The organism is Bradyrhizobium sp. 160 (genome assembly GCF_023073735.1).
Classification (GTDB): Bacteria; Pseudomonadota; Alphaproteobacteria; order Rhizobiales; family Xanthobacteraceae; genus Bradyrhizobium.
The window spans coordinates 221,854-246,883 of sequence record NZ_JADPKD010000013.1 but is presented as its reverse complement, the minus strand read 5'-3'; the positions used below and the strand labels follow the sequence as shown (position 1 = coordinate 246,883).

22 protein-coding genes are annotated in these 25,030 nt (G+C 63.5%); 12 read left to right on the top strand and 10 right to left on the bottom strand.

Features of this window, described 5'->3' with window-relative positions:
- Positions 1-386: 386 nt before the first annotated feature.
- Both IVA98_RS07365 and IVA98_RS07360 read left to right on the top strand, forming a co-directional pair.
- Positions 387-1,586 (top strand): ABC transporter substrate-binding protein, encoded by a 1,200-nt coding sequence (locus IVA98_RS07365; RefSeq protein WP_247302233.1) that lies wholly within the window; start codon positions 387-389, stop codon positions 1,584-1,586.
- 134 nt (positions 1,587-1,720) lie between these two features.
- On the top strand, positions 1,721-3,523 hold the full coding sequence (locus tag IVA98_RS07360) for an AMP-binding protein (protein ID WP_247354582.1): 1,803 nt from the start codon (positions 1,721-1,723) through the stop codon (positions 3,521-3,523).
- A 170-nt stretch (positions 3,524-3,693) separates the two neighbouring features.
- Here the strand turns inward: IVA98_RS07360 and IVA98_RS07355 are convergent, their stop codons facing one another.
- Positions 3,694-4,206 (bottom strand): winged helix-turn-helix transcriptional regulator, encoded by a 513-nt coding sequence (locus IVA98_RS07355; RefSeq protein WP_247302229.1) that lies wholly within the window; start codon positions 4,204-4,206, stop codon positions 3,694-3,696.
- A gap of 234 nt (positions 4,207-4,440) precedes the next feature.
- Between IVA98_RS07355 and IVA98_RS07350 the strand changes: the two genes are divergently transcribed.
- Both IVA98_RS07350 and IVA98_RS07345 read left to right on the top strand, forming a co-directional pair.
- The gene (locus IVA98_RS07350; RefSeq protein WP_247302227.1) at positions 4,441-5,073 is read left to right on the top strand and encodes a 2-hydroxychromene-2-carboxylate isomerase; all 633 of its coding nucleotides are present in this window, start codon (positions 4,441-4,443) and stop codon (positions 5,071-5,073) included.
- Positions 5,074-5,146: 73 nt separating this feature from the next.
- Positions 5,147-6,346, top strand: a complete 1,200-nt coding sequence (locus tag IVA98_RS07345) for a CaiB/BaiF CoA transferase family protein (RefSeq protein WP_247302226.1) — start codon at positions 5,147-5,149, stop codon at positions 6,344-6,346.
- Between the two features lie 26 nt (positions 6,347-6,372).
- Here the strand turns inward: IVA98_RS07345 and IVA98_RS07340 are convergent, their stop codons facing one another.
- Both IVA98_RS07340 and IVA98_RS07335 read right to left on the bottom strand, forming a co-directional pair.
- Positions 6,373-7,050, bottom strand: coding sequence for a glutathione S-transferase family protein (locus tag IVA98_RS07340; RefSeq protein ID WP_247337288.1), 678 nt, complete (start codon positions 7,048-7,050; stop codon positions 6,373-6,375).
- Positions 7,050-7,793: an SDR family NAD(P)-dependent oxidoreductase gene (locus tag IVA98_RS07335; protein ID WP_247302224.1), complete on the bottom strand. Its 744-nt coding sequence runs from the start codon at positions 7,791-7,793 to the stop codon at positions 7,050-7,052. The genes IVA98_RS07340 and IVA98_RS07335 overlap by 1 nt, the downstream gene beginning before the upstream one ends.
- Before the next feature lie 360 nt (positions 7,794-8,153).
- On the opposite strand from IVA98_RS07335, the gene IVA98_RS07330 reads away from it, so the two are divergent.
- From IVA98_RS07330 to IVA98_RS07310, 5 genes are read left to right on the top strand one after another with little or no spacing between them, the layout of a single operon-like run.
- Positions 8,154-8,891 carry an SDR family oxidoreductase gene (locus IVA98_RS07330; RefSeq protein ID WP_247302222.1) on the top strand — a complete coding sequence of 246 codons (738 nt, stop codon included), beginning with the start codon at positions 8,154-8,156 and terminating at the stop codon, positions 8,889-8,891.
- Positions 8,892-8,905: 14 nt separating this feature from the next.
- Positions 8,906-10,087 carry an acyl-CoA dehydrogenase family protein gene (locus IVA98_RS07325; protein ID WP_247302219.1) on the top strand — a complete coding sequence of 394 codons (1,182 nt, stop codon included), beginning with the start codon at positions 8,906-8,908 and terminating at the stop codon, positions 10,085-10,087.
- Between the two features lie 23 nt (positions 10,088-10,110).
- Complete coding sequence (locus IVA98_RS07320) at positions 10,111-11,241, top strand: acyl-CoA dehydrogenase family protein (protein ID WP_247354581.1); 1,131 nt, start codon at positions 10,111-10,113, stop codon at positions 11,239-11,241.
- A 14-nt stretch (positions 11,242-11,255) separates the two neighbouring features.
- Positions 11,256-12,443, top strand: a complete 1,188-nt coding sequence (locus IVA98_RS07315) for an acetyl-CoA C-acyltransferase (RefSeq protein ID WP_247302216.1) — start codon at positions 11,256-11,258, stop codon at positions 12,441-12,443.
- Between the two features lie 23 nt (positions 12,444-12,466).
- Positions 12,467-13,471 carry an NAD(P)H-dependent flavin oxidoreductase gene (locus IVA98_RS07310; protein ID WP_247302214.1) on the top strand — a complete coding sequence of 335 codons (1,005 nt, stop codon included), beginning with the start codon at positions 12,467-12,469 and terminating at the stop codon, positions 13,469-13,471.
- Positions 13,472-13,608: 137 nt separating this feature from the next.
- Here the strand turns inward: IVA98_RS07310 and IVA98_RS37160 are convergent, their stop codons facing one another.
- From IVA98_RS37160 to IVA98_RS07285, 5 genes are all read right to left on the bottom strand, one after another.
- A complete protein-coding gene (locus tag IVA98_RS37160; RefSeq protein ID WP_247302213.1) occupies positions 13,609-14,748 on the bottom strand; it encodes a DUF305 domain-containing protein in 1,140 nt (379 codons plus the stop codon).
- Positions 14,745-14,924, bottom strand: a complete 180-nt coding sequence (locus IVA98_RS07300; protein ID WP_247302210.1) for a CsbD family protein — start codon at positions 14,922-14,924, stop codon at positions 14,745-14,747. The genes IVA98_RS37160 and IVA98_RS07300 overlap by 4 nt, the downstream gene beginning before the upstream one ends.
- A gap of 150 nt (positions 14,925-15,074) precedes the next feature.
- The gene (locus IVA98_RS07295; RefSeq protein WP_247302207.1) at positions 15,075-16,673 is read right to left on the bottom strand and encodes an alpha-amylase family glycosyl hydrolase; all 1,599 of its coding nucleotides are present in this window, start codon (positions 16,671-16,673) and stop codon (positions 15,075-15,077) included.
- A 49-nt stretch (positions 16,674-16,722) separates the two neighbouring features.
- Complete coding sequence (locus IVA98_RS07290; RefSeq protein WP_247302204.1) at positions 16,723-17,265, bottom strand: hypothetical protein; 543 nt, start codon at positions 17,263-17,265, stop codon at positions 16,723-16,725.
- Positions 17,266-17,276: 11 nt separating this feature from the next.
- A complete protein-coding gene (locus tag IVA98_RS07285) occupies positions 17,277-18,452 on the bottom strand; it encodes a zinc-dependent alcohol dehydrogenase (protein WP_247302202.1) in 1,176 nt (391 codons plus the stop codon).
- A 166-nt stretch (positions 18,453-18,618) separates the two neighbouring features.
- Between IVA98_RS07285 and IVA98_RS07280 the strand changes: the two genes are divergently transcribed.
- Both IVA98_RS07280 and IVA98_RS07275 read left to right on the top strand, forming a co-directional pair.
- Positions 18,619-19,401 carry an SDR family NAD(P)-dependent oxidoreductase gene (locus tag IVA98_RS07280; RefSeq protein WP_247354580.1) on the top strand — a complete coding sequence of 261 codons (783 nt, stop codon included), beginning with the start codon at positions 18,619-18,621 and terminating at the stop codon, positions 19,399-19,401.
- Positions 19,402-19,532: 131 nt separating this feature from the next.
- Complete coding sequence (locus IVA98_RS07275) at positions 19,533-20,486, top strand: cation diffusion facilitator family transporter (RefSeq protein ID WP_247354579.1); 954 nt, start codon at positions 19,533-19,535, stop codon at positions 20,484-20,486.
- A 315-nt stretch (positions 20,487-20,801) separates the two neighbouring features.
- Here IVA98_RS07275 and IVA98_RS07270 read toward each other — a convergent pair whose 3' ends face one another.
- Positions 20,802-21,152, bottom strand: coding sequence for a RidA family protein (locus IVA98_RS07270; protein WP_247302196.1), 351 nt, complete (start codon positions 21,150-21,152; stop codon positions 20,802-20,804).
- A 200-nt stretch (positions 21,153-21,352) separates the two neighbouring features.
- Between IVA98_RS07270 and IVA98_RS07265 the strand changes: the two genes are divergently transcribed.
- On the top strand, positions 21,353-23,674 hold the full coding sequence (locus IVA98_RS07265) for a molybdopterin guanine dinucleotide-containing S/N-oxide reductase (RefSeq protein WP_247302192.1): 2,322 nt from the start codon (positions 21,353-21,355) through the stop codon (positions 23,672-23,674).
- Positions 23,675-23,739: 65 nt separating this feature from the next.
- Here IVA98_RS07265 and IVA98_RS07260 read toward each other — a convergent pair whose 3' ends face one another.
- The gene (locus IVA98_RS07260) at positions 23,740-24,900 is read right to left on the bottom strand and encodes an MFS transporter (protein ID WP_247302189.1); all 1,161 of its coding nucleotides are present in this window, start codon (positions 24,898-24,900) and stop codon (positions 23,740-23,742) included.
- Positions 24,901-25,030 lie beyond the last annotated feature (130 nt).

Genomic DNA, 25,030 nt, shown 5'->3' with positions numbered 1-25,030 from the left:
GTGGTTCCTAAGTCTTGGGCAAAGTATCGGCAAGAGAGTTCAGTATTGGAATTTACTATTCTTCACCGGCTCTGCGCCGAGGCTTGCTCCCCGGTGATCAGAGCTGTCGCTACCTGTGCAATGGTGGCATTTGAACGGGTATCCGCAGGTCGAGTTCGGCACCTCCCGGGCGCGTCACGGGACTTTCCGCGTGCCGTCATCTAATCGCTTGACCAGTTCTGAAATAGAACTGTAGGATGGGCCGACAAGATGGCCCGATCGTAACGGCCGCCCATCTACGGATTGCCGCGCCGGACCAGCTCAGCCCTACGCGTGAGGCCGGGCGTGCAGCCGCGCAAATAGACAGGACCACGTACCAGGAAGGTGCGGGTTTGGGAGGACGAACAATGTTGACGAAATGGAAGGCCGTTGCGGCCCTGGCTTTGCTTTTGAATGGTCCGGCGTTTGCGGCCGACGAGGTCGGCGTTACTGCGACCGAGATCAAGATCGGCGGGGTGTTTCCGTTCAGCGGACCGGCGTCATCGATCGGTCTCGTCGGCAAGGGTCTTATCGCCTACATTCAATCGGTGAATGACCGCGGCGGCATCAACGGCCGCAAGATCAACTACATCGCTTATGACGACGCCTACAGCCCTCCGAAAGCGGTAGAGCACGTCCGCAAGCTCGTCGAGAGCGATGAGGTGGCGTTCATGTTCGGCCAGCTCGGCACGCCCGGCCTTTCGGCCACGGCAAAATACCTGAGAGCGAAAGGCGTGCCGAGCATCGCGATCATCAGCGGCTCGTCCAAGTTCACGGACGTCGCCAGCTACCCGCTGACCACGACAGGTCTTGTCAGCTACGACACCGAAGGAAAAATCTACGCGAAATATCTGACCAGGACGCTGCCGAACGCCAAATATGCGATCCTCTATCAGAACGACGATCTCGGCAAAGATTACGTCAATGCCTTCAAGACCTTTCTCGGCAAGGACTACGATCGAAAGGTCGTCAGCGCGTCCTATGAGATCACCGAGCCGACCGTCGACTCGCAGATCACAAACCTGAAAAGCTCCGGTGCCGACGCCCTGATGATCGCGGGAACGCCGAAATTCGCCGCGCAGGCGATCCGGCAGGCTTCTGTGATCGGCTGGAAGGCGACGGTGATCATCAACTTTCCGTCCGGTTCGGTCGGGGGCACGCTCGTGCCGGCTGGCCTCGACAAATCAGTCGGCGTGATCGTCGGGACGATCAACAAGGACGTCGTGGATCCGACATGGAAAGACGATCCCGCCATGCAGACCTATCGGGCGTTTCTCGACAAGTACCTGGCCGGCGTCGATATCACCAACGGCAGCTATCTGACCGGCTATCAGCAAGGCATCCTGCTCGAGCAGATCCTGAAGCAATGCGGCAATGATCTATCCCGCAAGAACATTCTGGCGCAGGCCAAGAACCTCAAGGATTTCATCGTCCCAACCGCGCTGCCCGGGATCAAGGTGAACACCAGCGAATCCGAGAACATGATCTGGACGCAGATGCGCTTGCAACGATGGACCGGATCAACCTGGGAAGCCTTCGGCGAGGTGCTCGACGCCAGGTCCGAATGAACTCGCCCCAGCCAGAGTGACGGATGCCGCATGAGCTGCGTCCCAAGCTTGCAATGCGCCGGTAGGCCGCCGCTGGGCGTTACGGGAATGCACGGCATGTGGTCGCCTTTCAGCAATTCGGGAGATCATTTTCGATGTCGAGGACGGCACTGACGTTTGCCCCGCGCGAGGTTTCGATCGAGCGTCGCCCCGACGGCACGCTCATCTTGAGCTCGCCTCTTGAATGGACGCCGTGCGACTGGCGCATCACCGATTTTCTGCCGCGCTGGGCCAATGCCGTTCCGGATCGGGTTTTCCTTGCGCAACGCAATACGAAGGGAGGATGGGACGAGATCACCTATGGTGAGGCATGGTCGCAGGTTCAGGCGGTCGGCCAAGGCCTGATCGATATGGGCGCAAGGCCGGCCGACAAGCTGGCGGTGCTTTCCGGAAACTCCATCGAGAACGCGGTGATCTCGTTTGCGGCGATGTCGATCGGGGTCATCCTGGCGCCGATCTCGCCGAACTACACCTTGATGCCGGGGGGCCTCGCACGTCTCAAGGACATCGCGGAAGTGCTGCGTCCGAGCTTCGTGTTCGTTCAAAGCGGACGCGACTTTTCCGCCGGCCGCGCCATTCCCGAATTGGCAGCCGCGACCTGGATCAGCGTCGATGGTGCGCCGGACACAGTGCCTTTTCAGGCTCTGGCGGCGCGAACCGGGCGCGAAGGATTCGAACGCGCATCGCGCGAGGTGCCTTGTGACGCCGTCGCGAAAATTCTCTTCACGTCCGGTTCGACCGGCTTCCCCAAGGGCGTGCTCAACACCCACCGCATGATGGCAAGCTCCCTGCAAATGGGGAGTCTGCTGGTGTCTCCGCCCGATGCGCCGGTCCAGGTGGAGTGGCTGCCCTGGCACCATACGATGGGTAGCAATGTCATCCTTCACGGCATCCTCAGAAATGGCGGGACGCTCTATATCGATGATGGCCGGCCGCTGCCGCATCTCTTTCACAAGACGGTCGCCAATCTCAGGGAGATCTCGCCAACCGCCATGTTCAACGTGCCTGCCGGGTATAACCTCCTGTGTGATGCAATCGAGAACGACCTCGACCTTGGCGCCAGCGTGTTCAAGCGGATGGACCGATTGAGCTATGCCGGCGCCGCAATTTCTCAGGACACTCTCGAGAAACTCTATCGCCTGCCATTTGCCGCCACCGGCCGGCGAATTCCGGTCATGTCGGGTTACGGCACAACCGAAACCGCGCCGACGATCAGTTCGACGCATTGGGCAACGGATCAGCCCGGAGAGATCGGTCTTCCCGCGCCGGGGCTGCAGCTCAAGCTCATTCCGGTCTCCGATACCTACGAGGCCAGGGTCAAGGGCCCCAACGTTACGCCCGGCTATCTCGAACGGCCCGATCTGACGGCAAAGGCCTTCGACGAGGAAGGATTTTATCGCATTGGCGATACCGTCTCGTTTCTGGATCCGCAGAGGCCGGAGCGGGGCCTTCGCTTTACCGGGAGAATTTCCGAGAACTTCAAGCTTGCGAATGGCACCTGGGTCTCAATCGGAAACATGCGTGCGGCAATCCTGGCCGCCACACGTGGCGTCTTGCTGGACATCGTTGTTGCCGGCGAAAATCGCGAGACGTGCGCGCTGCTGTGCTGGCTGAACCCGACCGAGGCAGGCCGGATATCCAAGACTGCAGCCGTTGATTTGACCTGCGATCCTGTCGTGGTTCAGTTTCTGAAGGACCGCTTTCGGGAATACAACGAGGCGGTCGGAAGCAGCGAACGAGTCTGCGCCTTCTCCCTGCTGAAGGATCCGCCGTCAATGGCAGCAGGAGAAATCACCGACAAGGCCTATGTCAACCAGCGCGCGGTGCTCAAAGCTCGCGCCGAGCAGGTTGAACGTCTCTATATGAACGAACCATGCCGGGATGTGGCGCGGGTGTAGGGCAGGGCAATCGCATTTGGAAGACGGCTTCGCTGCGACATTCAACGAGACGCCCGCCGTCGGCGGGCCGCCAGATCAGGACATAGTGTGTGGCAGCAGGTTCAATCGGCGCCGACGCCGCTTTCCTCCTCGTATTGGCATCTCTGGCACGAGGCCTCGATGCGCAGGCCTCAAGCGGCGCGCGAGCGCGCCTTTGTCTTTCGGACCTCCGGCACCGCCGTCGCCGGAGTGCTGCGCGCACCCGGCCCAGGGTGAGTATGGACCTCCTTGGCCGAGAGCGGCTCGCCGCATTCAGAGCACACCATGACCGGATCAAAGTCCTTTCCGCACTTGCGGTGCTGGTGCAGCAAGGGCCGGCCGCGCTCGTCGACCATGTGGGTATCGCCCCAATGCACGATCGCCATCATGATCGGATAGAGGTCGAGGCCCTTCTGGGTCAGGATATATTCGTGGCGCTTGGGGGAGTCCTGGTAGGGAATGCGGCGCAGGATGCCCTGCCGAACCAGCTTCTTCAGGCGTTCGGCGAGCAAGTGCCGCGTGATCCCGAGCGCCGATTGAAATCCCTCGAAGCGGCGCGTGCGCAGGAAGCATTCGCGCAGGATCAGAAGAGTCCAGCGATCGCCGATCACGCCGATGGTTCGGGCCATCGAACAGGGCTCTTCCTCGAGCTCTTTCCACTTCATTCAGCCACTCCAATCGTCCCGGCATGGGCCGTCTCGAATCGTCACGGAGGCCGGCCGCCGGCCCTCGCATTCTAGATAGGTACTGAATTCCAAACAATACCCCTCCTTAATAGGCGAAACCAGCAGATTGCAGGTATGTTTGACAGTTCTATTTCAGAACTATATGCTTGGCCGAACCTCGAGCTGGCGAGCGGATCGCCGCTGACCGCCATTCGCTCCCGGGAGAAGGCCCAGATGACCCTGAAGGTTGAATTCCAGTTCGATTTCGGCAGCCCGAACGCCTATTTGGCGGAAGTTGCCATTCCCGGCATCGAGCAGCGCACCGGCGTGAAGTTCGCGTATGTCCCGGTTCTGCTCGGCGGCATCTACAAGGCGACGGGCAACATGTCGCCGTTCGACTCGCTTCGCGGGATCAAAAACAAGCCGGAATACCAGGCGTTGGAGACCCAGCGGTTCATCCGCCGCCACAACATCACGAAGTTTCGTCAGAATCCATTCTTCCCGGTCAACACGCTGATGCTGATGCGTGGCGCCGTCGCCGCCCAGCTCGAGGGTATGTTCGAGCCCTACTTCCGTGCCGCCTATCGTCATATGTGGGAAGAGCCCAAGAAGATGGATGATCCGGAAATCTTCCGGAGCGCGTTCGTGTCCTCGGGGATCGACATCGACCGGCTGATTGCGCGCGCGCAGCAGGATGACGTCAAGAAGAGGCTGATCGATCTGACCAATGACGCCGTCAGCCGCGGTGCATTTGGTTCACCGACATTCTTCGTTGGCAAGGAGATGTTCTTCGGCAAGGACCAGATCCGCGATGTCGAGGAGTCGATCCTTGAGCAGACCAGACAACCTGTTTCCAAGACGGCCTGACGGGCCGACTGTCCAGGTTGAGTGGCGAAAGCCACTCGGACCCAAAGCAAACGCAAATTCAGGGAGAATGCCCATGCCCGGCCCACTTCACGGCGTTCGAGTGCTCGATTTGACCGGCGTGGTGTCGGGTCCGTTCGCGACCATGTTTCTGGCGGACCAGGGCGCCGACGTGCTGAAGATCGAGCCAATCGGCGGCGACATCACCCGCCGCAGCCGTGCCACCATCGACAAGGAGGGCGAGTTCTCCGCACTGTTCATCTCGTCAAACCGCGGCAAGCGTTCGCTGTCGATCGACGTCAAGAGCGCGTCCGGGCGCGAGGTGCTCGCCAAGCTGATCGCGCAGTCCGATATCCTGGTGCAGAATTTCCGACCAGGTACCATGGAACGCCTTGGTCTGGGGGTCGAGGAATTGCGCCAGCGCCATCCGCGCCTGATCTACGTGTCGATCAGCGGCGTCGGTGATAGCGGCCCCTACGTGAAGAAACGGGTCTATGATCCCATCATTCAGGGCTTGTCCGGCTTCGCCGACATCCAGTCGCAGCCCGTCACGAACCGCCCGCAGATGATCCGCACCATCGTCTGCGACAAGACCACCGCGGTGTTCACCGCGCAAGCCGTGGCGGCTGCGCTCTATGCCCGTGAGAAGACGGGGCAGGGCGACCACATCCAAGTGGCGATGCTTGATGCGATGATCTCCTACCTCTGGCCGGAAGGCATGATGCAGTACACGGTGCTCGGCGCCGAGGCAATCGCCGCCGATCCGAATGATCGGCCGGACCTGGTGTTCAAGACCAGCGACGGCTACATCACCGCCGGCACCATCTCCGATTCCGAATGGCAGGGCTTTTGCCGTGCCTCCGGCGACCCCGAGCTCGCCACGGATCCCCGCTTTGCGACGCCAGCGGCGCGCTCGGTCAATGCCACCGCGCGGATCAACAAGATGGCGGAATACATCAGCCAAAATACGACAGCCGAATGGCTGGAACGCCTCGACGCAGCGGATGTGCCTTGCGCGCCGATCCTGCGTCGGGCCGAGATCATCCACAACGAACAGGTCCTCGCCCGCGGCATCATCGCCGAATTCGATCAGCCGAAGGTCGGCCGGGTGCGCCAGCCGAGGCCGGCAGCCCGCTTCGAGGTCAACCAGGCCGCGATCGGCGGGCCGGCCCCCCGGGTCGGCGAGCATTCGCGCGAGGTACTGCGCGATCTGGGCTACGACGACCGTGCCATCGACAAGATGATCGCCGAGCGCAGCGTGCGCGCGGCCGTATAGACGGAAGCGCGCACCGGGGATTGCTCTCAAACGGTTGCCGATACCGGCGTAATTGGCGCCACGGGAACATTCGCCGCCTGGGCTCTGCAATACGCGTCCCGCCCGTGAATGCGCTCAAGGTATGGGTGCGCATTGTCGCAAATGTCGACCCCATAAGCGATGGCCCAATCGAGGCACGTCGCGAGCAGGAGGTCGGCGCTGGTGAACTGGTCCCCCATCAGGAACTGGCGCCCGTCCATCAGCGCGACCTCCACATGCCGCAATTGTTGTCGGAAATATTGGCCGGCTTGGGCGACGACCTCGGGGGCGACGCCATAGATGTGTCCGAGCGCATCCGCCCGGTGGCGGCGCATGACATAGAGGCTCGTCGAATCGAGCTCGGCCACGACAAAGAAGCACCATTCGAGCCACGCGGCATAGTCGCGGGTGGCTTCCGGAATCAGCGAGCCCTCCGGCGTGGAATACATGCGCGACAGGTACGCGACGATCGCGGCGCTTTCACCGATGCAGAAGTCACCATCCTGCAACAGCGGAATCTTCTGGCGGGGATTGAGCCGGGTGTATTCAGCGGTCTTGGTTTCGCCTGTCCGTGGTCCGATCGGCTTGACCTTGTAGGACAAGCCAAGTTCGTGCATTGCCCAATGTGCACGAATGGTGCGGCTTGTTCCGGCACCCCACAGGGTGAGGTCGGGTATCGTACTCATCACCACTTCTCCACCGACGGGCGAAGATCGAGTTCATGGGTCCAGCCGTCGCGGCTCTGCTGGTGCGTGAACCAATAGGCTTCTGCGATAGAGGAGGTCTTTGTCAGGCTGTCCGGCGGGATCTCGCTCGCCTCGATCCCCTTCGCCGCTTTCATGCGCTGGTGGATGGCTTCGCTGTCGACGCCGGCGTCGATGATGAGATGGACGACGTGGATGTTCTTCGGCCCAAGCTCGCGCGCCATGGCCTGGGCCACCGCGCGAAGTCCGAACTTCGCGGACGAAAACGCGGCAAACCCCTGGCCGCCGCGAATGCTGGCCGTCGCACCGGTAAAGAAAATGGTGCCGCGCCCGCGCGGCAGCATGACGCGCGCGGCCTCGCGCCCGACGAGAAATCCGGCGTAGCAGGCCAGCTCCCAGGCCTTGAAAAACAGCTTTTCGGAGGTCTCCACGAGAGGCTTGTTGACGTTCGATCCGGCATTGAAAAGGCAGACCTCGATGGCTCCGATCTTCTCTTCGATGTCGGAAAAGAGCTTCTGGACCTCGGTTTCCTGCCGCGCATCGACGCTGAAGGCATGGATGCGATGGCCGTCAGCCGTCAGTTCGTCCACGAGCCCTTGGGATTTGGTTGCGTCACGCCGACAGATGCAGACTGTGTAGCCGCCTTTGGCAAAGCGCCGGGCGACGGCGGCACCGATCGCATCGCCCGCGCCCACCAGGATCGCCACGCCGGGACCCTCAATCATGATCGCTTCTCCCTATAAGTTCTTATTTGATACTTACAAGTAGCCGTTCGCAGTAACGTTGTAAACGACGTTCTGTCAGTCCAACGCAAAGCGACAGCTACTCTGCCGTTCCGGCGCGAAATCGCCAGACGGCAATTTAGCAATTGACGAGTTCTAAAAAAGAACGTTAACTCCAATTCGAATAGGTCTCGAAAAGAACCGGGCCCATGGTTCGGGAGGTTGGCAGTGGCGCGGTTTTTTAGGCGCGGTCGATATCGCCGGCGACCGGGTGATCACGGTGCGCGGACAGCGCATCATGCTGGATGCTCCGGCACCGGCAGAGCAGCTTCAACAGATCTAACCTAATCCGGGAGACGACCCTTGCAGAAGAGAAACGCAACCGTGGCCGTGATTGGTGCCGGCGACTATATCGGCAGCGAGATCGCAAAGAAGTTTGCCTCGGAGGGCTTCACAGTGTTTGCCGGGCGCCGCAACGGCGCCAAGCTTGATCCGCTCGTCAAGGAGATAGAGGCGGCGGGCGGCGAAATCCACGCGCGTTCGCTCGACGCGCGCAAGGAGGAGGAGATCATTTCCTTCCTGGGAGACGCCGACAAGCATGCGCCGCTCGAGGTCTGCATTTTCAACATCGGGGCCAACGTCAAGTTCCCCATCCTGGAAACGACCGAGCGCGTCTTCCGCAAGGTCTGGGAGATGGCCTGCTATTCCGGCTTTCTCGCCGGCCGCGAAGCCGCGCGGCTGATGCTGCCTCGCGGCAAGGGCAACATCTTCTTTACCGGTGCCACGGCGAGCCTGCGCGGCGGCATCGGCTATGCCGCCTTCGCCAGTGCCAAGTTCGGTCTGCGGGCCGTTGCCCAGGCCGCGGCGCGCGAACTGGGGCCGAAGAACATTCACGTTGCGCATCTCATCATCGACTCCGGGGTCGACACCGAATGGGTGCGGCAGCGGCGGGTCGAGGCGCTCGGTCCGGACGCCCTCGACAATCCCGATCTCTTGATGCCGCCGTCGTCGGTCGCGGAATCCTATTGGCTGCTGTATCAGCAGCCGCGCAGCGCCTGGACCTTCGAGCTGGAGATCCGCCCCTTCGGTGAGAAGTGGTAGCGGAGACAGCTGCGATGGAGCTCAACCTTTCCAGCGAGGATGCTGCCTTTCGCGATGAGGTGCGCGCCTTCATCGCAGAGAATTATCCGGCGGAAATGCGCGTTCCGAATCCTGAGACCGATTTGACCAAGGAGCAGTCGCTGCTCTGGCATCGCATTCTCTACAATAAGGGCTGGATCGCGCCGTTATGGCCCAAGGAGTATGGCGGTCCGGGCTGGTCGATCAGGCAACGCTTCATCTTCGAGCAGGAGACCTCCCGGGCCGGAACGCTGCCGCCGCTCGCGTTCAGCGTGACCATGGTCGGGCCGGTGATCTACACGTTCGGCAACGAGGCGCAGAAGAAGCGCTTCCTGCCGCGGATTCTCTCCGGCGACGATTGGTGGTGCCAGGGCTATTCGGAGCCGGGCTCCGGCTCGGACCTTGCAACCGTCAGGACCAAGGCGGTGCGCGACGGCGATCACTACATCGTCAACGGCCACAAGACCTGGACCACGCTGGCGCAGCACGCCGACTGGATTTTCTGCCTGGTGCGGACCGACCCGAACGCGAAGCCGCAATCCGGCATCTCCTTCCTGCTGATCGACATGAAGTCGCCCGGCGTCACCGTGCGGCCGATCATCACGATCGACGGCAGCCACGAGGTCAACGACGTCTTCCTCGAGAACGTCCGCGTGCCGGTGGAGAACCTGGTCGGCGAGGAGAACAAAGGCTGGACTTACGCCAAGTTCCTGCTCGGCAATGAGCGGACCAGCATGGCGGGCATCGGCCGGTCGACCCGCTACATCGGGAAGCTGAAGCAGATCGTGAAGGCCGAGATACCAGCGCACGATCCGGCACATCTCGAGTTTCTGCGGGACATCGCCCGCATCGAGCTCGATGTCCTGGCTCTGGAGGCGACCGAACTGCGCGTCGTCGGCCAGATGGCGCGGGGCATCGACCCGGGGCCGGCGGCGTCGCTGTTCAAGATCCGCGGCACCGAGATATTCCAGAGCATCACCGAACTCACTCATCGCGCGATTGGCAATTACGGCCTTGCGATCCGCGAGCATCCGGTCAGCGCCAACCACTTCATGCCGGGCCCGGAGTACGCTCATACCGCGTCGGAGAAATATCTGAACGCGCGCAAGCTCAGCATCTACGGCGGATCGAACGAGATCCAGCGAAACATCATCGCCAAAGCAGTGCTCGGTCTTTAGACGCGGCGCATCGGGAGGATCGGATGGACATCCAGTTCACGGAAGAGCAGGACATGCTGCGATCCAGCGTCCAGCGTTTGCTGCGCGATCAATACGATTTCGACACGCGCCGCAAGATCGTGGCGAGCGAGCAAGGCTTCAGCCGGAAGCATTGGGAGGCCTTCGCGGAGCTCGGGTTGCTGGCGGCGCCGTTCTCCGAGGAGGTCGGCGGTCTCGGCGGTGGTCCTTTGTCGACCATGATCATCATGCATGAGTTCGGCCGGCACCTCGTCATCGAGCCTTTCGTCGAAACGGTGGTGCTGGCCGGCGGCCTGATCGAGCAGATTGGCACGCCGGAGCAGAAGCAAGCCTTCATCCCCGGCATTATCGACGGCACAAAGGCCTGGGCTCTGGCCTGGACGGAGAAGGAATCGCACTTCGATCTTGGCAATGTCACGACGAGAGCGCGGCGCGAGGGCAATGACTACATCCTGAGCGGCGCGAAGACCATGGTGATCGCCGCGCCGTGGGCCGACGATCTGATCGTCTCGGCCCGGACCTCCGGCGATGACCGTGACCGTGGCGGCGTCAGCCTGTTGGTGGTCGATCGCCGCGCCGCCGGCGTCGATCTTCAGAGCTTCAAGACCATCGACGGTCGCCGCGCCGCCGAGATCAGCCTGCGCGAGGCTCGTGCGCAATTGCTCGGACCGGAAGGCGAGGGCGTTGCCGCGCTGGAGGCCTGCCGCGATCGCGCGATCGGCGCGCTCTGCGCGGAAGGCGTCGGTGCGATTGGCGAACTGAATTCCGCCACACTGGAATATTCCAAGACCCGCAAGCAGTTCGGCGCCACCATCGGCTCCTTCCAGGTGCTGCAGCATCGCATGGTCGACATGTTCATCGCGCATCAGGAGGCGCTCTCCCTGATGCAACATCTCAACCTCAGCCTCGCCGCGGGCGATGTGGGACTCTCGCGGCTCGCCTCGGGCGCCAAGTCGAAGATCGGCTATGCCGGCAAGTACGTCGCCGAGCAGGCGGTACAGCTTCATGGCGGCATGGGAATGACCGACGAGCTCAACGTCGGACATTATTTCAAGCGAATCTCCTCCATCAACATCCAGTTCGGCGATCCCGCGTTCCACGTGCTGCGCTACGCGCAGCTGGACACAGCCGCGTAAACAGAGAGGCCAGCATGACGACTGAAGCAGTCATCGTTTCCACGGCTCGGACCGCCGTCGGCAAAGCCTATCGCGGCGCGCTCAACAACACGGACGGCCCCACCATGGCCGGGCATGTGATGGCCGAAGCAGTGAAGCGCGCCGGCATTGCGCCCGGCGAAGTCGAGGACGTGGTGATGGGCTGCGCGATGCAGCAAGGCACCATGGTGATGAACGTCGCCCGGAAGGGCGCGATCCGCGCTGGCCTGCCGGTCACCGTCGCCGGCACCACCATCGACCGCCAATGTGCGTCGGGGCTGCAGGCCATCGCAGTTGCAGCGCGGTCGGTCATGCTCGATGGCGTCGAAGTTGCGATCGGCGGCGGCATCGAGTCGATCAGTCTCGTGCAGAACGAGCACATGAACAAGTTCCACGCCGTCGACGATGAGCTGATGGCGATGAAACCCGAAATGTACATGTCGATGCTCGAGACCGCCGAGATCGTCGCCGAGCGCTACAAGATCGGCCGCGACAAGCAGGATGAATACAGTCTCGAATGCCAACGGCGCGTCGGCGCTGCTTTGCAGGCCGGCCGCTTCAACGACGAGATCGTGCCATTCACGACCAGGATGGCGCTTGTCGACAAGGACACCAAGGAGGTCACCTACGAGGAGGTGACGCTGACAAAGGACGAAGGCCCACGCCCCGAGACCACGGCCGAGGGCCTGTCCAGGATCAAGCCGGTGTTCGAAGGCAAGACGATCAGCGCGGGCAACGCCAGCCAGCTTTCGGACGGTGCTTCGGCCTGCGTTATCATGAGCGACAGGATCGCGGCCAGGAAGGGCCTCAAGCCGCTCGGCATCTTCCGCGGCTTCGTCGCCGCTGGCGTCGAACCCGACGAGATGGGCGTCGGCCCTGTCGTCGCGATCCCGCGCTTGCTCAAGCGGCATGACCTCAAGATCGACGACATCGATCTTTGGGAGCTGAACGAGGCCTACGCGGTGCAGGTGATTTATTGCCGCGACAAGCTCGGCATCGACCCGGACAAGCTCAACGTCAACGGCGGATCGATCGCGATCGGTCATCCCTACGGCATGACCGGAGCGCGGCTTACCGGCCACCTCCTTCTCGAGGGCCGGCGGCGCAAGGCGAAGTACGGCGTGGTGACCATGTGCATCGGCGGCGGCATGGGCGCGGCGGGACTGTTCGAAATCATTCACTGAGCGGAAACGCGGGGAGGTCATTCGTGAAGACAGCGATCACTGAACTGTTCGGCATCGAACATCCGATCATCCAGGGTGGGATGCACTATGTCGGCTTCGCCGAGCTCGCCGCTGCGGTGTCGAATGCCGGCGGGCTCGGAATCATCACCGGTCTGACGCAGCGAACGCCGGAACTGCTGGCCAAGGAGATCGCGCGCTGCCGCGACATGACGGATAAGCCATTCGGGGTGAACCTGACTTTCCTGCCCACCTTCAGCGCGCCGCCCTATCCGGAATACATCGCTGCGATCAGGGAAGGCGGCGTCAAGATCGTCGAAACCGCCGGACGCAGCCCCGAACAGTACATGCCGGCCTTGAACGCGGGCGACATCAAGGTGATCCATAAATGCACCTCGGTCCGGCATTCGTTGAAGGCCGAGCAGATCGGCTGCGACGCCGTCAGCGTCGATGGCTTCGAATGCGGCGGCCATCCGGGCGAAGACGACATGCCCAACATGATCCTGTTGCCGCGTGCGGCCGAGGAACTGAACATCCCGTTTGTTGCCTCCGGCGGTATGGCGGACGCGCGCAGCCTGGTTGCGGCGCTGGCAATGGGCGCCGCCGGCATGAACATGGGCACGCGCTTCATCGCCACCAAGGAGGCGCCGGTGCACGAGAACGTCAAGAATGCCTTGGTCCGGGCGTCGGAGCTCGATACAAGGCTGGTCATGCGGGCGCTCCGCAACACCGAGCGGGTCCTGAACAACAAGGGCGTCGAGCAGCTGCTCGGGGTCGAGCGGGAGAAAGGCAAGAGCCTCAAGATCGACGACATCCATGATCAGGTGGCGGGCGTCTATCCCAAGGTGATGATCGAGGGCGATATGGACGCGGGCGCCTGGAGCTGCGGCATGGTCGTGGGGCTCATCCGCGACATTCCAACCGTGAAGGAGCTGGTCGACCGCATCATGGCGGATGCCGAGCGACTGATCAGGGGCAGGCTTACGGGATTTCTCGACGCTGACAGCGGGGCCGCGCTGAAGGTGGCGTGAAGCCGGGGCGAGCGACTCGGCTTTTTCTGGATCGAGCAGCGCACTCCCACGAGTGCGTCTGATGAGTCTTGAAGACGGTCTTGCCGCAAAGAGACTTCCTGGCCTGCCGCATCGATGCGAGCCAAGCTTGCTCGCGCTCAATTGACGTTGTCGCCGAACATGTTGCGAAAGGCCGTCGCCACCGCGGCGACGCCGCTCACGCCTTGCATCAGCGCGATCTCACCTTGCTGCTCATGGCGGAGGGCATGAGCCATGATGCGCAGGCGCGGATCGCCACGGCTGTGCCACATCTGGTCCGCCATCTTCACCGCACCCCGATGATGCAACGTCATCATCTCGACAAACAGGCGGGCGAACGCCTCCGGCGCGGCGATCCTGACCTGACGCATCTCGGCCGGCGTCAGAAAGCCCGGCATGGCGGAGCGCTCCTGCGCGGTGCAGTCCGGCATCTCCGTGTCGAACCAGCTCAGCCACCAGTTCTCGAAGATTGTTTTCTCGCCGGCCTGGCTTGCGATCATCAGCATGGCGAGCTTCTGCAAATGCGGGTCTTGCGCGCGCTCGGCTGCGATCCGCGCAAGCTCGATGCCTTGCGCGTGGTGTGTGGTCATGTGCCGGATATAGGCCTGGTCGACATCCCTGTCGCGTCCCATCCACGGCAGCTCGTAGCCATGGCGGCCGAAAAAAGCGATCGTCCCGAGCAGGGCGATCACGATCAGGGCGCCGGTGATCCAGGCATTGGTGAAGCGCAGATCGCGGGCGGGCGTATTGCCGTGGGCCCAGCGCAGCCGCGCGAACAGGGGATACATCACGGCCGACGAGCCGTGCACGAGAAGCCCGATCCAGTAGGGCTGCTGCAGTGTGAACAGGGGTTGCCAGAACGGAAAAAGCGGTACCAGCACGAACCATTCCATGCCTGAGGAAAACACCGCCCAGGGCAGCGCGAGCAGCAGGATCGTCAGCGGCCGCAAGTCCGCCGTCCAGCGTCCCAGCACGCCGAAGAAGACGACCGCCCAGGAAAAGTCCGCCCATTGATGGAACGCGATGCCGGTGGCGACCGCACTCCATGAGGGATCGGCGCTGATCGCCCAGTCGCGCGCCGGAATGGTGGCGACAATCATCCAGTCGACCGCTGCATCGCGGCCGATCCGCGCGGCGAAGAGCTGGCTGACGATGGTCGAGAAGGTGCTGCTGATGAGGCCGAGCGCGATGGCCGCGGTCCAGCGCGAGCGACGTCGCCTCCTGCTGACGGAAAGCGCCGGCTCAGATGGCGCGTTCACGTCAGCTGATGGAGCTTCTTCAGCGGATTGAGCTCGCTCGGTTTGTCCTGTTCGTCGCGGCCGCGCTCCGCCTCGGCCTTGCCGTCCTCATGGAGCTCCTGATCCCCGACGATCTCGCCGACAGCCTGTTTCGCCTTGCCGGCGATCCGCTGCTTAAGACCCTTCACCTTGCCCATTGCAGCCTCCAAGCTCACGCCGCCGCCCCGGCCCCCAAAGGGGGGAATGAGCGCCGGGGCTAGCGGTTTCGTCCAAAATGCGTCCGGCAGCATGGGGGAAGATGCCGGAGGCGTTGATCAGACTCCTCGGCGCGCCGATGGTTCCTCCGATCATCGCCGCGCGAGTTCGATGATCACGCCTTCATTGCCCCGAAGCAGGATCGATGCATCCGGCAATGGTTCGCGCGGCCGGTCCAGGTCGGTCGACATCAGCAGGCGCCCGCGGCCCTGCCAGTGCCATCTTCGCGGCTCGGCGGCCATGTTGAGCGCGACCAGCACTTCGCTTGGGCCCGCCAGGCGTTTGAAGGCGAGCACGTCGTTTTGCGAGCGCAGCGGCGCCTGGCTGCCTTCGCGCAGACAGGCATGCTCGCGCCGTAGCGCGATCAGCGCGCGAAACAGCGCCAGGATGGAGCGCTCGTCCCGTCTCTGTTGCGCCACGTTTGGCGCATCGCCAGGCCCCAGCGGCAGCCACGGGCTGCCGGTGGTGAATCCGCCGCTCTCGCCGTCATCCCAGCGCATCGGCGCGCGCTCGGGGTCGCGGCAAAGTCCATAGCCCGGCACGAGCTTCTCAAAGGGATCGTGAACGCAATCGGCCGGAATGGGAACGCGCTTGCGGCCGATCTCGTCGCCCATGAAGAAGAATGGCGTTCCACGCAGGGTCATCAAGAGCATCGCGAGCACGCGCATCTGCGCCGCACCGATCTTGCTGGCGATCCGCTGCTTGTCATGCCCGCCGATCACCCACACCGGCCAAGCGCCCTTGGGGATGGCGTTGAGATAGGCGTCGATGGTCGCCTGGAGCGACAGCGCGTCCCATTGCGAGTCCAGCAGCGCAAAATTCAGCGGCAGGTGCAGGCGAGGTCGATCGTTGCCGTAGAAGTGCCCGATCCGGTCGGTCTTGCCCTGAACTTCGCCGCACAACACCCGGTCCGGATAGGCATCGATCACCTCCCGGATGAATTCGATGCACGACATCGTCTCCGGCCGGTCGTCGGTAAATACGGGCGTATGGCGTTGCGGCGGCGGCTTGTCCTTGGCTTTCGGGTTCGGTGGATTGTCGCGCAAGAGATCGTCCTTGATCAGCACGGCGCTGGCATCGACGCGAAAGCCGTCGACGCCGCGGTCGAGCCAGAAGCGCATGACGTCGGCAATCGCTGCTCTCACGTCCGGATTGCGCCAGTTCAGGTCGGGCTGCTCGACCAGGAAGGAATGGTAATAATACTGCCGCCGCGCCTCACACCATTCCCAGGCGCTGCCGCCGAAACGACTGAGCCAATTGTTCGGCGGCCCGCCATTCTCGGCCGGATCGGCCCAGATGTACCAATCGGATTTCGCGCTGTGGCGCGAACTGCTGCTCTCGACGAACCAGGCGTGGTCGTCGGCGGTGTGATTGGGGACGAGGTCGAGAATGATCCGGATGCCTTCCGCGTGCAGGGCACTGAGGAGGCGATCGAACGCGTCGAGCGTGCCGAAACTCGGGTCGATTGAACAATAATCGGAGATATCATAGCCGAGGTCGCGAAAAGGACTGCGGTAGATCGGCGTGAGCCACACCGCATCGACGCCGAGCCATTTCAGGTAGTCGAGCCGCGACATCAAGCCGGCGAGGTCGCCTTTGCCGTCGCCATTGGAATCCTGGAACGAGATCGGCGCGATTTCATAGACGACTGCGGATTGCCACCACGCGCGTTCGTCACGGGATTCGGTCATTGCCTCGATTCACCTCGTGACAGTTTGACAGTGTGTCTCTCGCGCGAGCTCAGGATCGCTCGGGCATGGGGGGCGCAGCGATCTGCTTCGCGCCGCTTCTGGCGTTTTCCAGCCCCTTGGGGAAGCCGCTGCGGTTCGGATAGAGCTTGCGCCTCGCTTCGCGCGGCGGCCGCCGCGGCCTGGTGTCCTGCGCGGCGCGATAGTCGAGCATGGCGATGCCCCCGACCATCAGGAGCGCCAGCGCGATATTGCCTTTTTTGGGATTGTCGGATGTCAGTCCGGAGAGCAGCGCGGCGGCATCGAGGCCGTCGCCGCCGACGCGGGCCCAGAGGCCGGCGTTCTTGTCCACGGACAGTGACATGATCCCGGCAAGGATCTCCCGCACGCCGAAAGCGCGGACCAGCGTCTCATGGCCTTCCATGCCCAGCGTCGCGGTGATGCGCCTTGGCGCAAGGAATTCCACGGCGCCGAGACCGATACTGAACCAGCCGAGCGCGCGGGCGAGCTGGTCTTCGGGTCGCTTCAGGCTCGGCCCGCCCTCGAGGATTTTCGGATCACCCTTGGTGCGGACGATGTTGGAGAAGTGAAACATGGCGGACTTCCTCAGGGCTTCAGCACGACCTTGACGCAGGAGTCCCGCTTGTCGCGAAACACCTGGTACATCTCGGGCCCTTGGCTGAGCGGCACGGTATGGGTGATGACGAAGGACGGATCGATCTCGCCTTCCTCGATGCGGCGGAGCAGGTCGTCGGTCCAGCGGTTGACGTGGGTCTGGCCGGTCCGCATCGTCAGCCCCTTGTTCATGAATGCGCCCATCGGCATCTTGTCAGAGAAGCCGCTATAGACGCCCGCGACCGAGATGATGCCGCCGGGACGGCAGACATAGATCATCTCGCGCAACACGTGGGGCCGGTCGCTCTCCAGCATCACCATCTGCTTGGCGCGGTCGAGCAGCGTGTCCGGTTGCGAGGCCATCACATGCGCCTCCATGCCGGCGCAATCGATGCACTTCTCCGGTCCCTTGCCGTCGGTGAGTTCGTTCAGCCGTTCAACCACGCTCTCGGTCTCGAAATTGATCGTGGTGGCGCCGCCGGCTTCCGCCATGCTGAGCCGCTCGGGCAGGCAATCGATCGCAATCACCTGGTTGGCGCCGAGCAGGATGGCGCTGCGGATCGCCATCTGCCCGACCGGGCCGCAGCCCCAGATCGCGACAGTGTCGGTCGGCTCGATGTCGCACTGCACCGCGGCCTGCCAGCCGGTCGGGAAGATGTCGCTGAGGAACAACAGCTGCTCGTCGGGGATGCCGGCGGGAACTTTGATGTGCGTGGCATCGGCATAGGGCACACGCAGATACTCCGCCTGCCCGCCGGGATAGCCGCCGGTCAGATGCGTGTAGCCGAACAGGCCGGCGCAGGAATGACCGAACACCTTCTCGGCCAGATGACGCTTGCGGTTGGTGGTCTCGCAGACGGAGAAATTGCCGCGCTTGCACTGGTCGCATTCGCCGCAAATGATGGTGAACGGCACGACGATGCGGTCGCCTTTCTTCAGCTTGCCGTCGACGCCGGAGCCGACCTCGACCACTTCACCCATGGTCTCATGGCCCATGATGTCACCGGGCAGCATGCCTGGGATGAAATTGTGGAAGAGGTGCAGGTCCGAACCACAGATGGCGCAACTCGTGACCTTGATGATGGCGTCCCGCGGGTCCTGGATCTCCGGGTCGGTGACGCTGTCGCACCGGATGTCCTCCTTGCCATGCCATACCAGCGCCTTCATCTCCGTCCTCCGCCATCAATCACGTGGCATCTAAGTCCAGGAATGAACGATGGTTGCTATGCGACGCGCAAATTCCTCGCACTGCACGAGCCGGGGGCGGAAATTGGAACAGGGTGGCCGGTCGGGCGATTGGGCGTCATCATCCCAATCCGCAAGGATATGCCCTATGCCCGCCAATCAACTCGCCGTCGTCACCGGCGCCTCAACCGGTATTGGCCTGGAACTCGCCAGGTGCTGCGCCCAGGCAGGTTTCAATCTCGTCATCGCCGCGGACGAGCCCGCGATCGAGCGGGTGGCCGTCGACCTGCGTAGGCTCGGCGGTAGCGTGGAGCCGGTCGAGACCGATCTCGCCACCACTGAAGGTATCGATAAGCTCTGCGCCGCGATTGCCGACCGGCCGGTCGACGCGCTGCTGGCGAATGCCGGCATCGGCCTCGGCCGGGCCTTCCTCGATCAGGATTTCCAGCGCATCAGGCGCGTCGTCGACACCAACATCACCGGCACGCTTGACCTGATCCACCGGGTCGGCAATGCGATGCTGCGCCGCAACTCCGGGCGCATTCTCATCACGGGCTCGGTCGCCGGCTTCACGCCCGGCAGCTTCCAGGCGGTGTACAACGCCTCCAAGGCTTTTCTCGACTCGTTCTCCTTCGCTCTGCGCGAAGAGCTGCGCGATAGCGGCGTCACCGTCACTTGCCTGATGCCTGGCGCCACCGACACCGAATTCTTCCGCCGGGCCGAAATGATGGACACCAAGGTCGGCACCGAGCAGAAGGATGGCGCCTACGACGTAGCCAAGGCCGGCTTCGATGCAATGCTGCGGGGTGAGGCCGATATCGTCACCGGGTTGAAGAACAAGATCCAGACGACGGTCGCCGACATCACGCCGAACGAGATGCTGGCCAAGCAGCATCGGAAGATGGCCGAGCCGGGCACGGCAAAATCGTAGCGCGTGAGTGCACCAACTCTCGCGGCTCGCCGTAAACGGCGTCTGGTTCCCTCCGCTGTGCCGGCGAAAGCGCTGACCTTTGCGTAACCGGCGGGGCCGACGACTGCAGAGGAGGACTGGCGTTGGTGAACATGGCCGCTGCATCATCATCGAAGACCGCCGTCTATGCCGCGCTTGCCGGCAATTTGCTCGTCGCGGTCACCAAGATCGGCGCCGCCATATGGACGGGAAGCTCGGCGATGACCAGCGAGGCCGTGCACTCCGTGGTCGATACCTCCAATGAGGTCCTGCTGCTCTACGGCTACCGTCGCGCCAGCCGTCCAGCGGACGAATCCCATCCGCTCGGCTATGGGCGCGAATTGTATTTCTGGAGCTTCATCGTCGCCCTGCTGATCTTTGCGCTCGGTTCGGGCGTCTCGCTCTATCAGGGCGTCGTGCATGTCGTCGCGCCTGATCCGATCGAGGATCCCATCGTCAGTTTCATCGTGCTCGGGCTGTCGTTCCTGTTCGAGGGCGCCTCGTGGCTGGTCGCACTGCGCCGTTTCCGCTCGGACGCGGCGCGGTTTGGCTACTATCAGGCCTTTGTCCGCAGCAAGGACCCGCCCGCCTTCATGGTGCTGCTCGAGGACAGTGCGGCGCTGGTCGGCATCGTCATTGCGGCCGCGGCAACGGCGGCGGCGGTATCGCTGGCGCAGCCGGTGTGGGACGGCGTCGGCTCGATCCTGATCGGGATTCTCCTGGGGATCACGTCCGTCGGGCTCGCCCGCGAGAGCAAGAGTCTATTGATCGGCGAGCCGGCGCACCCTGAGCTTGCGCGATCGATCCTCGAGATCGCGCGGCGCTCGCCGGGTGTGCTACAAGCCAACGGGCTCCTGACAGTACAACTATCCCCCGACGAGATCGTCGCCGCCCTCAGCGTCGAGTTCGCCGACGAGAAGCGCGCCGACGATATCGAGCAATGCGTGATCTCGCTCGAGAGTGAAATCCGCAAGCATCATCCGAGCGTCGCGGCCCTGTTCATCAAGCCGCAGACGAACGCGCGCTTTCACGCCGTTCGGGCGAAACGCTGGAGCCGGAGGTCCTAGCCACGGCGGCGTTAGCGGCCCGCCGGCGCCATGAAGCCAAAGAACGCTCCGAGCCTTGGGAGATGTGATGCAGGGAGCGTATTGCAGCCGTTATGAAATTCTGCGGGCGCGAGCGTGCTGGCCGCGACAGGCCATCGCCGTCAGGTACTTGAGATCATCCCAGTCAAACAACACAGGTCCCAACGCCCGCAGCCATTCTAATGCAAGAGATCTACATCAGTATCCTTCGAGCGCAGAATCCCCTGAGGGAAGCGGCGCTTTGCGACCGCCACGCAGGCCGCGACGCGAATCCGCACAGCGGATCGGCCTGCACCACTATTGCCGCGCAGCGATGGCGGTCATCTCGAGCTTGACGCCCGGGCCGAGATCGGCGACGCCAATTGCGGCGCGCGCCGGCAGATGAGCTTCTGCAAAGTGCGCCTTCCAGGCCGCATTGAACTCGGCCTTCTCCTTCAGGTCGGTCATGTAAATGGTCACCTGCAAGATGTTGGCCAGATCGGATCCGAGGGTCTTCAGCAGCTGCGCCAGTTGCCGGAGGACGTCGTTTGCCTGGCCCGACATATCGAGGCTCGTGTCCTCGGGAACGATTCCATCGATGTAAAGCACGCCATTGTGCTCGACCACTTCGTGCAGCAGACCTTCGTAAGGCGAGACGCGCTTGATCATGATGAGACCGTTGTGGCTTGAGGGGAGGGACGCATATCGCACATGTCCACGACCAACACGAGCCCCGTACCGCGCTCGTGCTCCGCTCGACGCCTTGCTTTTCACACACGGGAGCCCGGCGTTTGCATCAGCCCGGATCTCGATGACATCGGGATGCGGATCGCTATACTGCCACCACGTATCGGAACAAGGACGATCTAATGGACGACACGATTGGCTTCCCCGACCCCGGCCTCGACCTGTCCGACGGCTTCAAGCCGCATACTTCGCATTGGGGCGTGTTTTCCGCGCGCCAAGGCAAGGCCGGACTCGAGGTGAGGGCCTATGCGGGGGATCCCGATCCGAACGGTATCATCGACAATTTCCCGGGCGCACTGCGCCATCAGGCCCGCATCGCCCGGCCGGCGATCCGCCGCGGCTGGCTCGAGCGCGGTCCCGGCCCGGACGATCGCCGCGGCCGCGACGAATTTGTTACCGTGAGCTGGGAGAAGGCGCTCGATCTGCTCGGCGACGAGCTGGCGCGCGTCCGCGACACGCACGGTCCGGGCGCCGTGTTCGGCGGCTCCTATGGTTGGTCGAGCGCGGGCCGCTTTCATCACGCCCAGAGCCAGGTGCATCGCTTCCTCAACATCGCGTTGGGCGGCTATGTGCGTTCGGTCAACACCTATTCTTCCGGCGCGTCCTCGGTGCTGCTGCCGCAGATCCTGGCGGGATACGAGGATATCACCAAGCGCAACGTCACCTGGGAGCAGATCGCGGCTGACACCGAGATCGTGCTGGCCTTCGGCGGCATGGCGCTGAAGAATTCTATGGTCGCCGGCGGCTCGATCAGCAAGCATGTCGAGCGCGGCGCCATGGCAGCGGCGCGCCGGCGCGGCTGCGAGTTCGTCCTGGTCAGCCCGCTGCGCGACGACCTTCCGGTCGAAGCCGGCGCCGAATGGCTGAGCTGCGTGCCCGGCACCGACACCGCGCTGATGCTCGGCATCGTCCACACGCTGGTGAGCGAAGGCTTGCACGATCAGGCCTTCCTCGATCGCTATACGGAGGGGTGGCCGATCTTCCTGCGCTATCTCACCGGCGAAAGCGATGGGCAAGCGAAGCACGCCGAATGGGCCGCCCCGATCTGCGGCGTCGACGCCGACCATATCCGTGCGCTGGCGCGCCGGCTCGCCGGAAAGCGCGCACTCATCACCGTATCGCATTCGCTGCAGCGCGCCGAACATGGCGAGCAGCCAGTGTGGATGGGGCTGGTGCTGGCGGCAGCGCTCGGCCAGATCGGTTTGTCCGGCGGTGGCTATGCCTATTCGTTAGGTGCGATCGGCTATTACGGCCGCCGCGTCAACGACGTGCCGGGGCCGACGCTGGGGCAGGGCCGCAACGGCGTTGCCGATTTCATTCCGGTCGCGCGCATCGCAGACATGCTGCTCCACCCGGGCGCTACCTACCGCTACAATGGCGAGACGCGCACCTATCCGGACGTCCGCCTCGTCTACTGGGCAGGCGGCAATCCCTTCCATCACCACCAGGACATCAACCGTCTGCGCAAGGCGTTTGCGCAAGTGGACACGCTGGTCGTGCACGAGCTCGGCTGGACCGCGACGGCCCGGCATGCCGACATCGTGCTGCCCGCAACCATGACGCTTGAGCGCGAGGACATCGGCTATTCCACCAACGATCCCCTCATGGTCGCTATGCACCGCATCGCCGAGCCGTTTGGCCTTTCGCGCGACGACTACGAGATCTTCGCCGATCTCGCCGAGCGTCTCGGTGCGCGCGAACCTTTCACTGAAGGCCGCAGCTCGCGGCAGTGGCTCGAGCATCTGTATGAGCCGACCCGCGCCTCGCTGGCCAAGCGTGGCCTGGAGGCGCCGAGCTTCGATGAATTTTGGCAACGCGGCAGCCTGATCGTGCCGCAGCAGCCCGATGACGGCGGCAGGCTGCGCCGCTTCCGTGAGGATCCCACAGGTCACGCGTTGCCGACGCCGAGCGGCCGCATCGAGATCTTCTCGGCGAAGATCGCAGGCCATGGTGATGCGGATTGTCCTGGTCATCCGGTCTGGCTGGAGAAGACCGACACACCGAAGCCCAATGCGCCGTGCTTCCTCGTCGCCAACCAGCCGGTGACGCGCCTGCATAGCCAGCTCGATTTCGGCGGACATTCGCTGGCCGCTAAACATCGCGGCCGCGAGGTCGCGCGCATGAATCCGCGTGACGCTGAAGCGCGCGGCATCAGGGATGGCGATATCATCCGCCTGTTCAACGACCGCGGCGCCTGCCTTGCCGCAGTCCACGTCACCGACGGCATCGCGCCCGGCGTGGTGCAACTGCCGACCGGCGCGTGGTATGACCCGATGGATCCCGAGGACGACGCGCCGCTCTGCGTGCACGGCAATCCGAACGTGCTCACCCGCGACATCGGCACCTCGTCCCTGGCGCAGGGTTGCACGGGACAGTTGACAGCGGTCGAGGTGGAAAAGTTCACGGGCAATCTGCCACCGATCCGGGCGTTCGATCCGGTGTAGGGTATTCGTCGAAGCCCGGATGGAGCGCGAGCGTAATCCGTGACCGCTCGTCCAGCATCGGCCGCTCACGCCCGGGCGCGCGCTGTCCGGTGCTGCTCTTTCGTGACGATGCCTGCCGACAGCGTGACGAGACCCATCAGCGCGGCCAACAGCCAGAACGCCGTTGGCAGCCCACTGGCGCGAGCAACGAAGCCCACGCCGGCGGGACCGAGGAGCACGCCGGCATAGCCGGCAGTCGTGATCGCCGCGACGGCGAGGCCCGTGGGCATGGCTTTCTGCTTGGCCGCCCCGCGGAACAGCACGGGCACCAGATTCGATGCGCCGAGGCCGATGAGCAGGAAGCCGGCTATGGCAACCGCCGCCACGGGAGCCGTGAGCAGGACCACGAAGCCCGCGATGGCGATGAGGCTTCCCCACAACAGCGTGGCGCGGTCTCCGATGCGTGCGACGACGGCGTCGCCGCCGAGCCGCCCCACGGTCATCGCGATCGAGAACACCATATAGCCGGCGCCGCCTTGCGCCTCCGAGACGAGACCCGCGCCGATGACGAGCAGAGCGCCCCAATCGAGCATCGCGCCTTCGACCAGGAAAGTGATGGCGCCAAGCAGCGCGAGCAGGAGCACCGATCCGTGCGGCAGCACGAACAGAGGTCCCCCCTGCACCTGCGCTGAGCGGAGCAGGCGCGGCCACATCACCAACATCGCGATCAGCATCAGGATAGAGCAGACCAGCGCGCAGGTGAGCGCGCCGAATTGCAGCGAGAGCAGTGCCGTCATCAGCGCAGAGCCGGCGAAACCGCCGATGCTGAACAGCGCGTGGAAGCCGGACATCAGCGGACGGGCCGCGGCGCGCTCCACCTCCACCGCATGGATGTTCATGGCGACGTCGATCGAGCCGAGCGCGGCCCCGAAGGCAAAGAGCGCCAGCGCCAGCGCTGCGGGCGAGCTCGCGATCGCAAGCAGCGGCAGCACCAGGGCGAGACTGAGCCCGCCGGCGATGATGATCGGTCTGCTGCCGTAGCGCGCACTCAGCACGCCGGTCAGAAGCATGGCGAGGACCGAGCCGATGCCGAGGCTGAGCAGCAGCAATCCGAGCATGCCGTCATCGACGCCGAGGCGCGTCTTCGCGAACGGCACCAGCGGTGCCCAGCACGCGATGCCAAAGCCCGCGACGAGGAAGGCGAGCCGGGTCGCAAGGCGTGTTGCCGGCCGGTCGGCAGAAAGCATGGGAACTCCGGGGGAGCATGGGCGGGCGGCCGACAAGCCCCAGGATTGCCGCACCATTATGTCCGAACGGTGCACGAATTGTCGCAGGCAGCTTGTGAAAAATGCAAGCTGGCGCCGGCGCGCAGGGGAA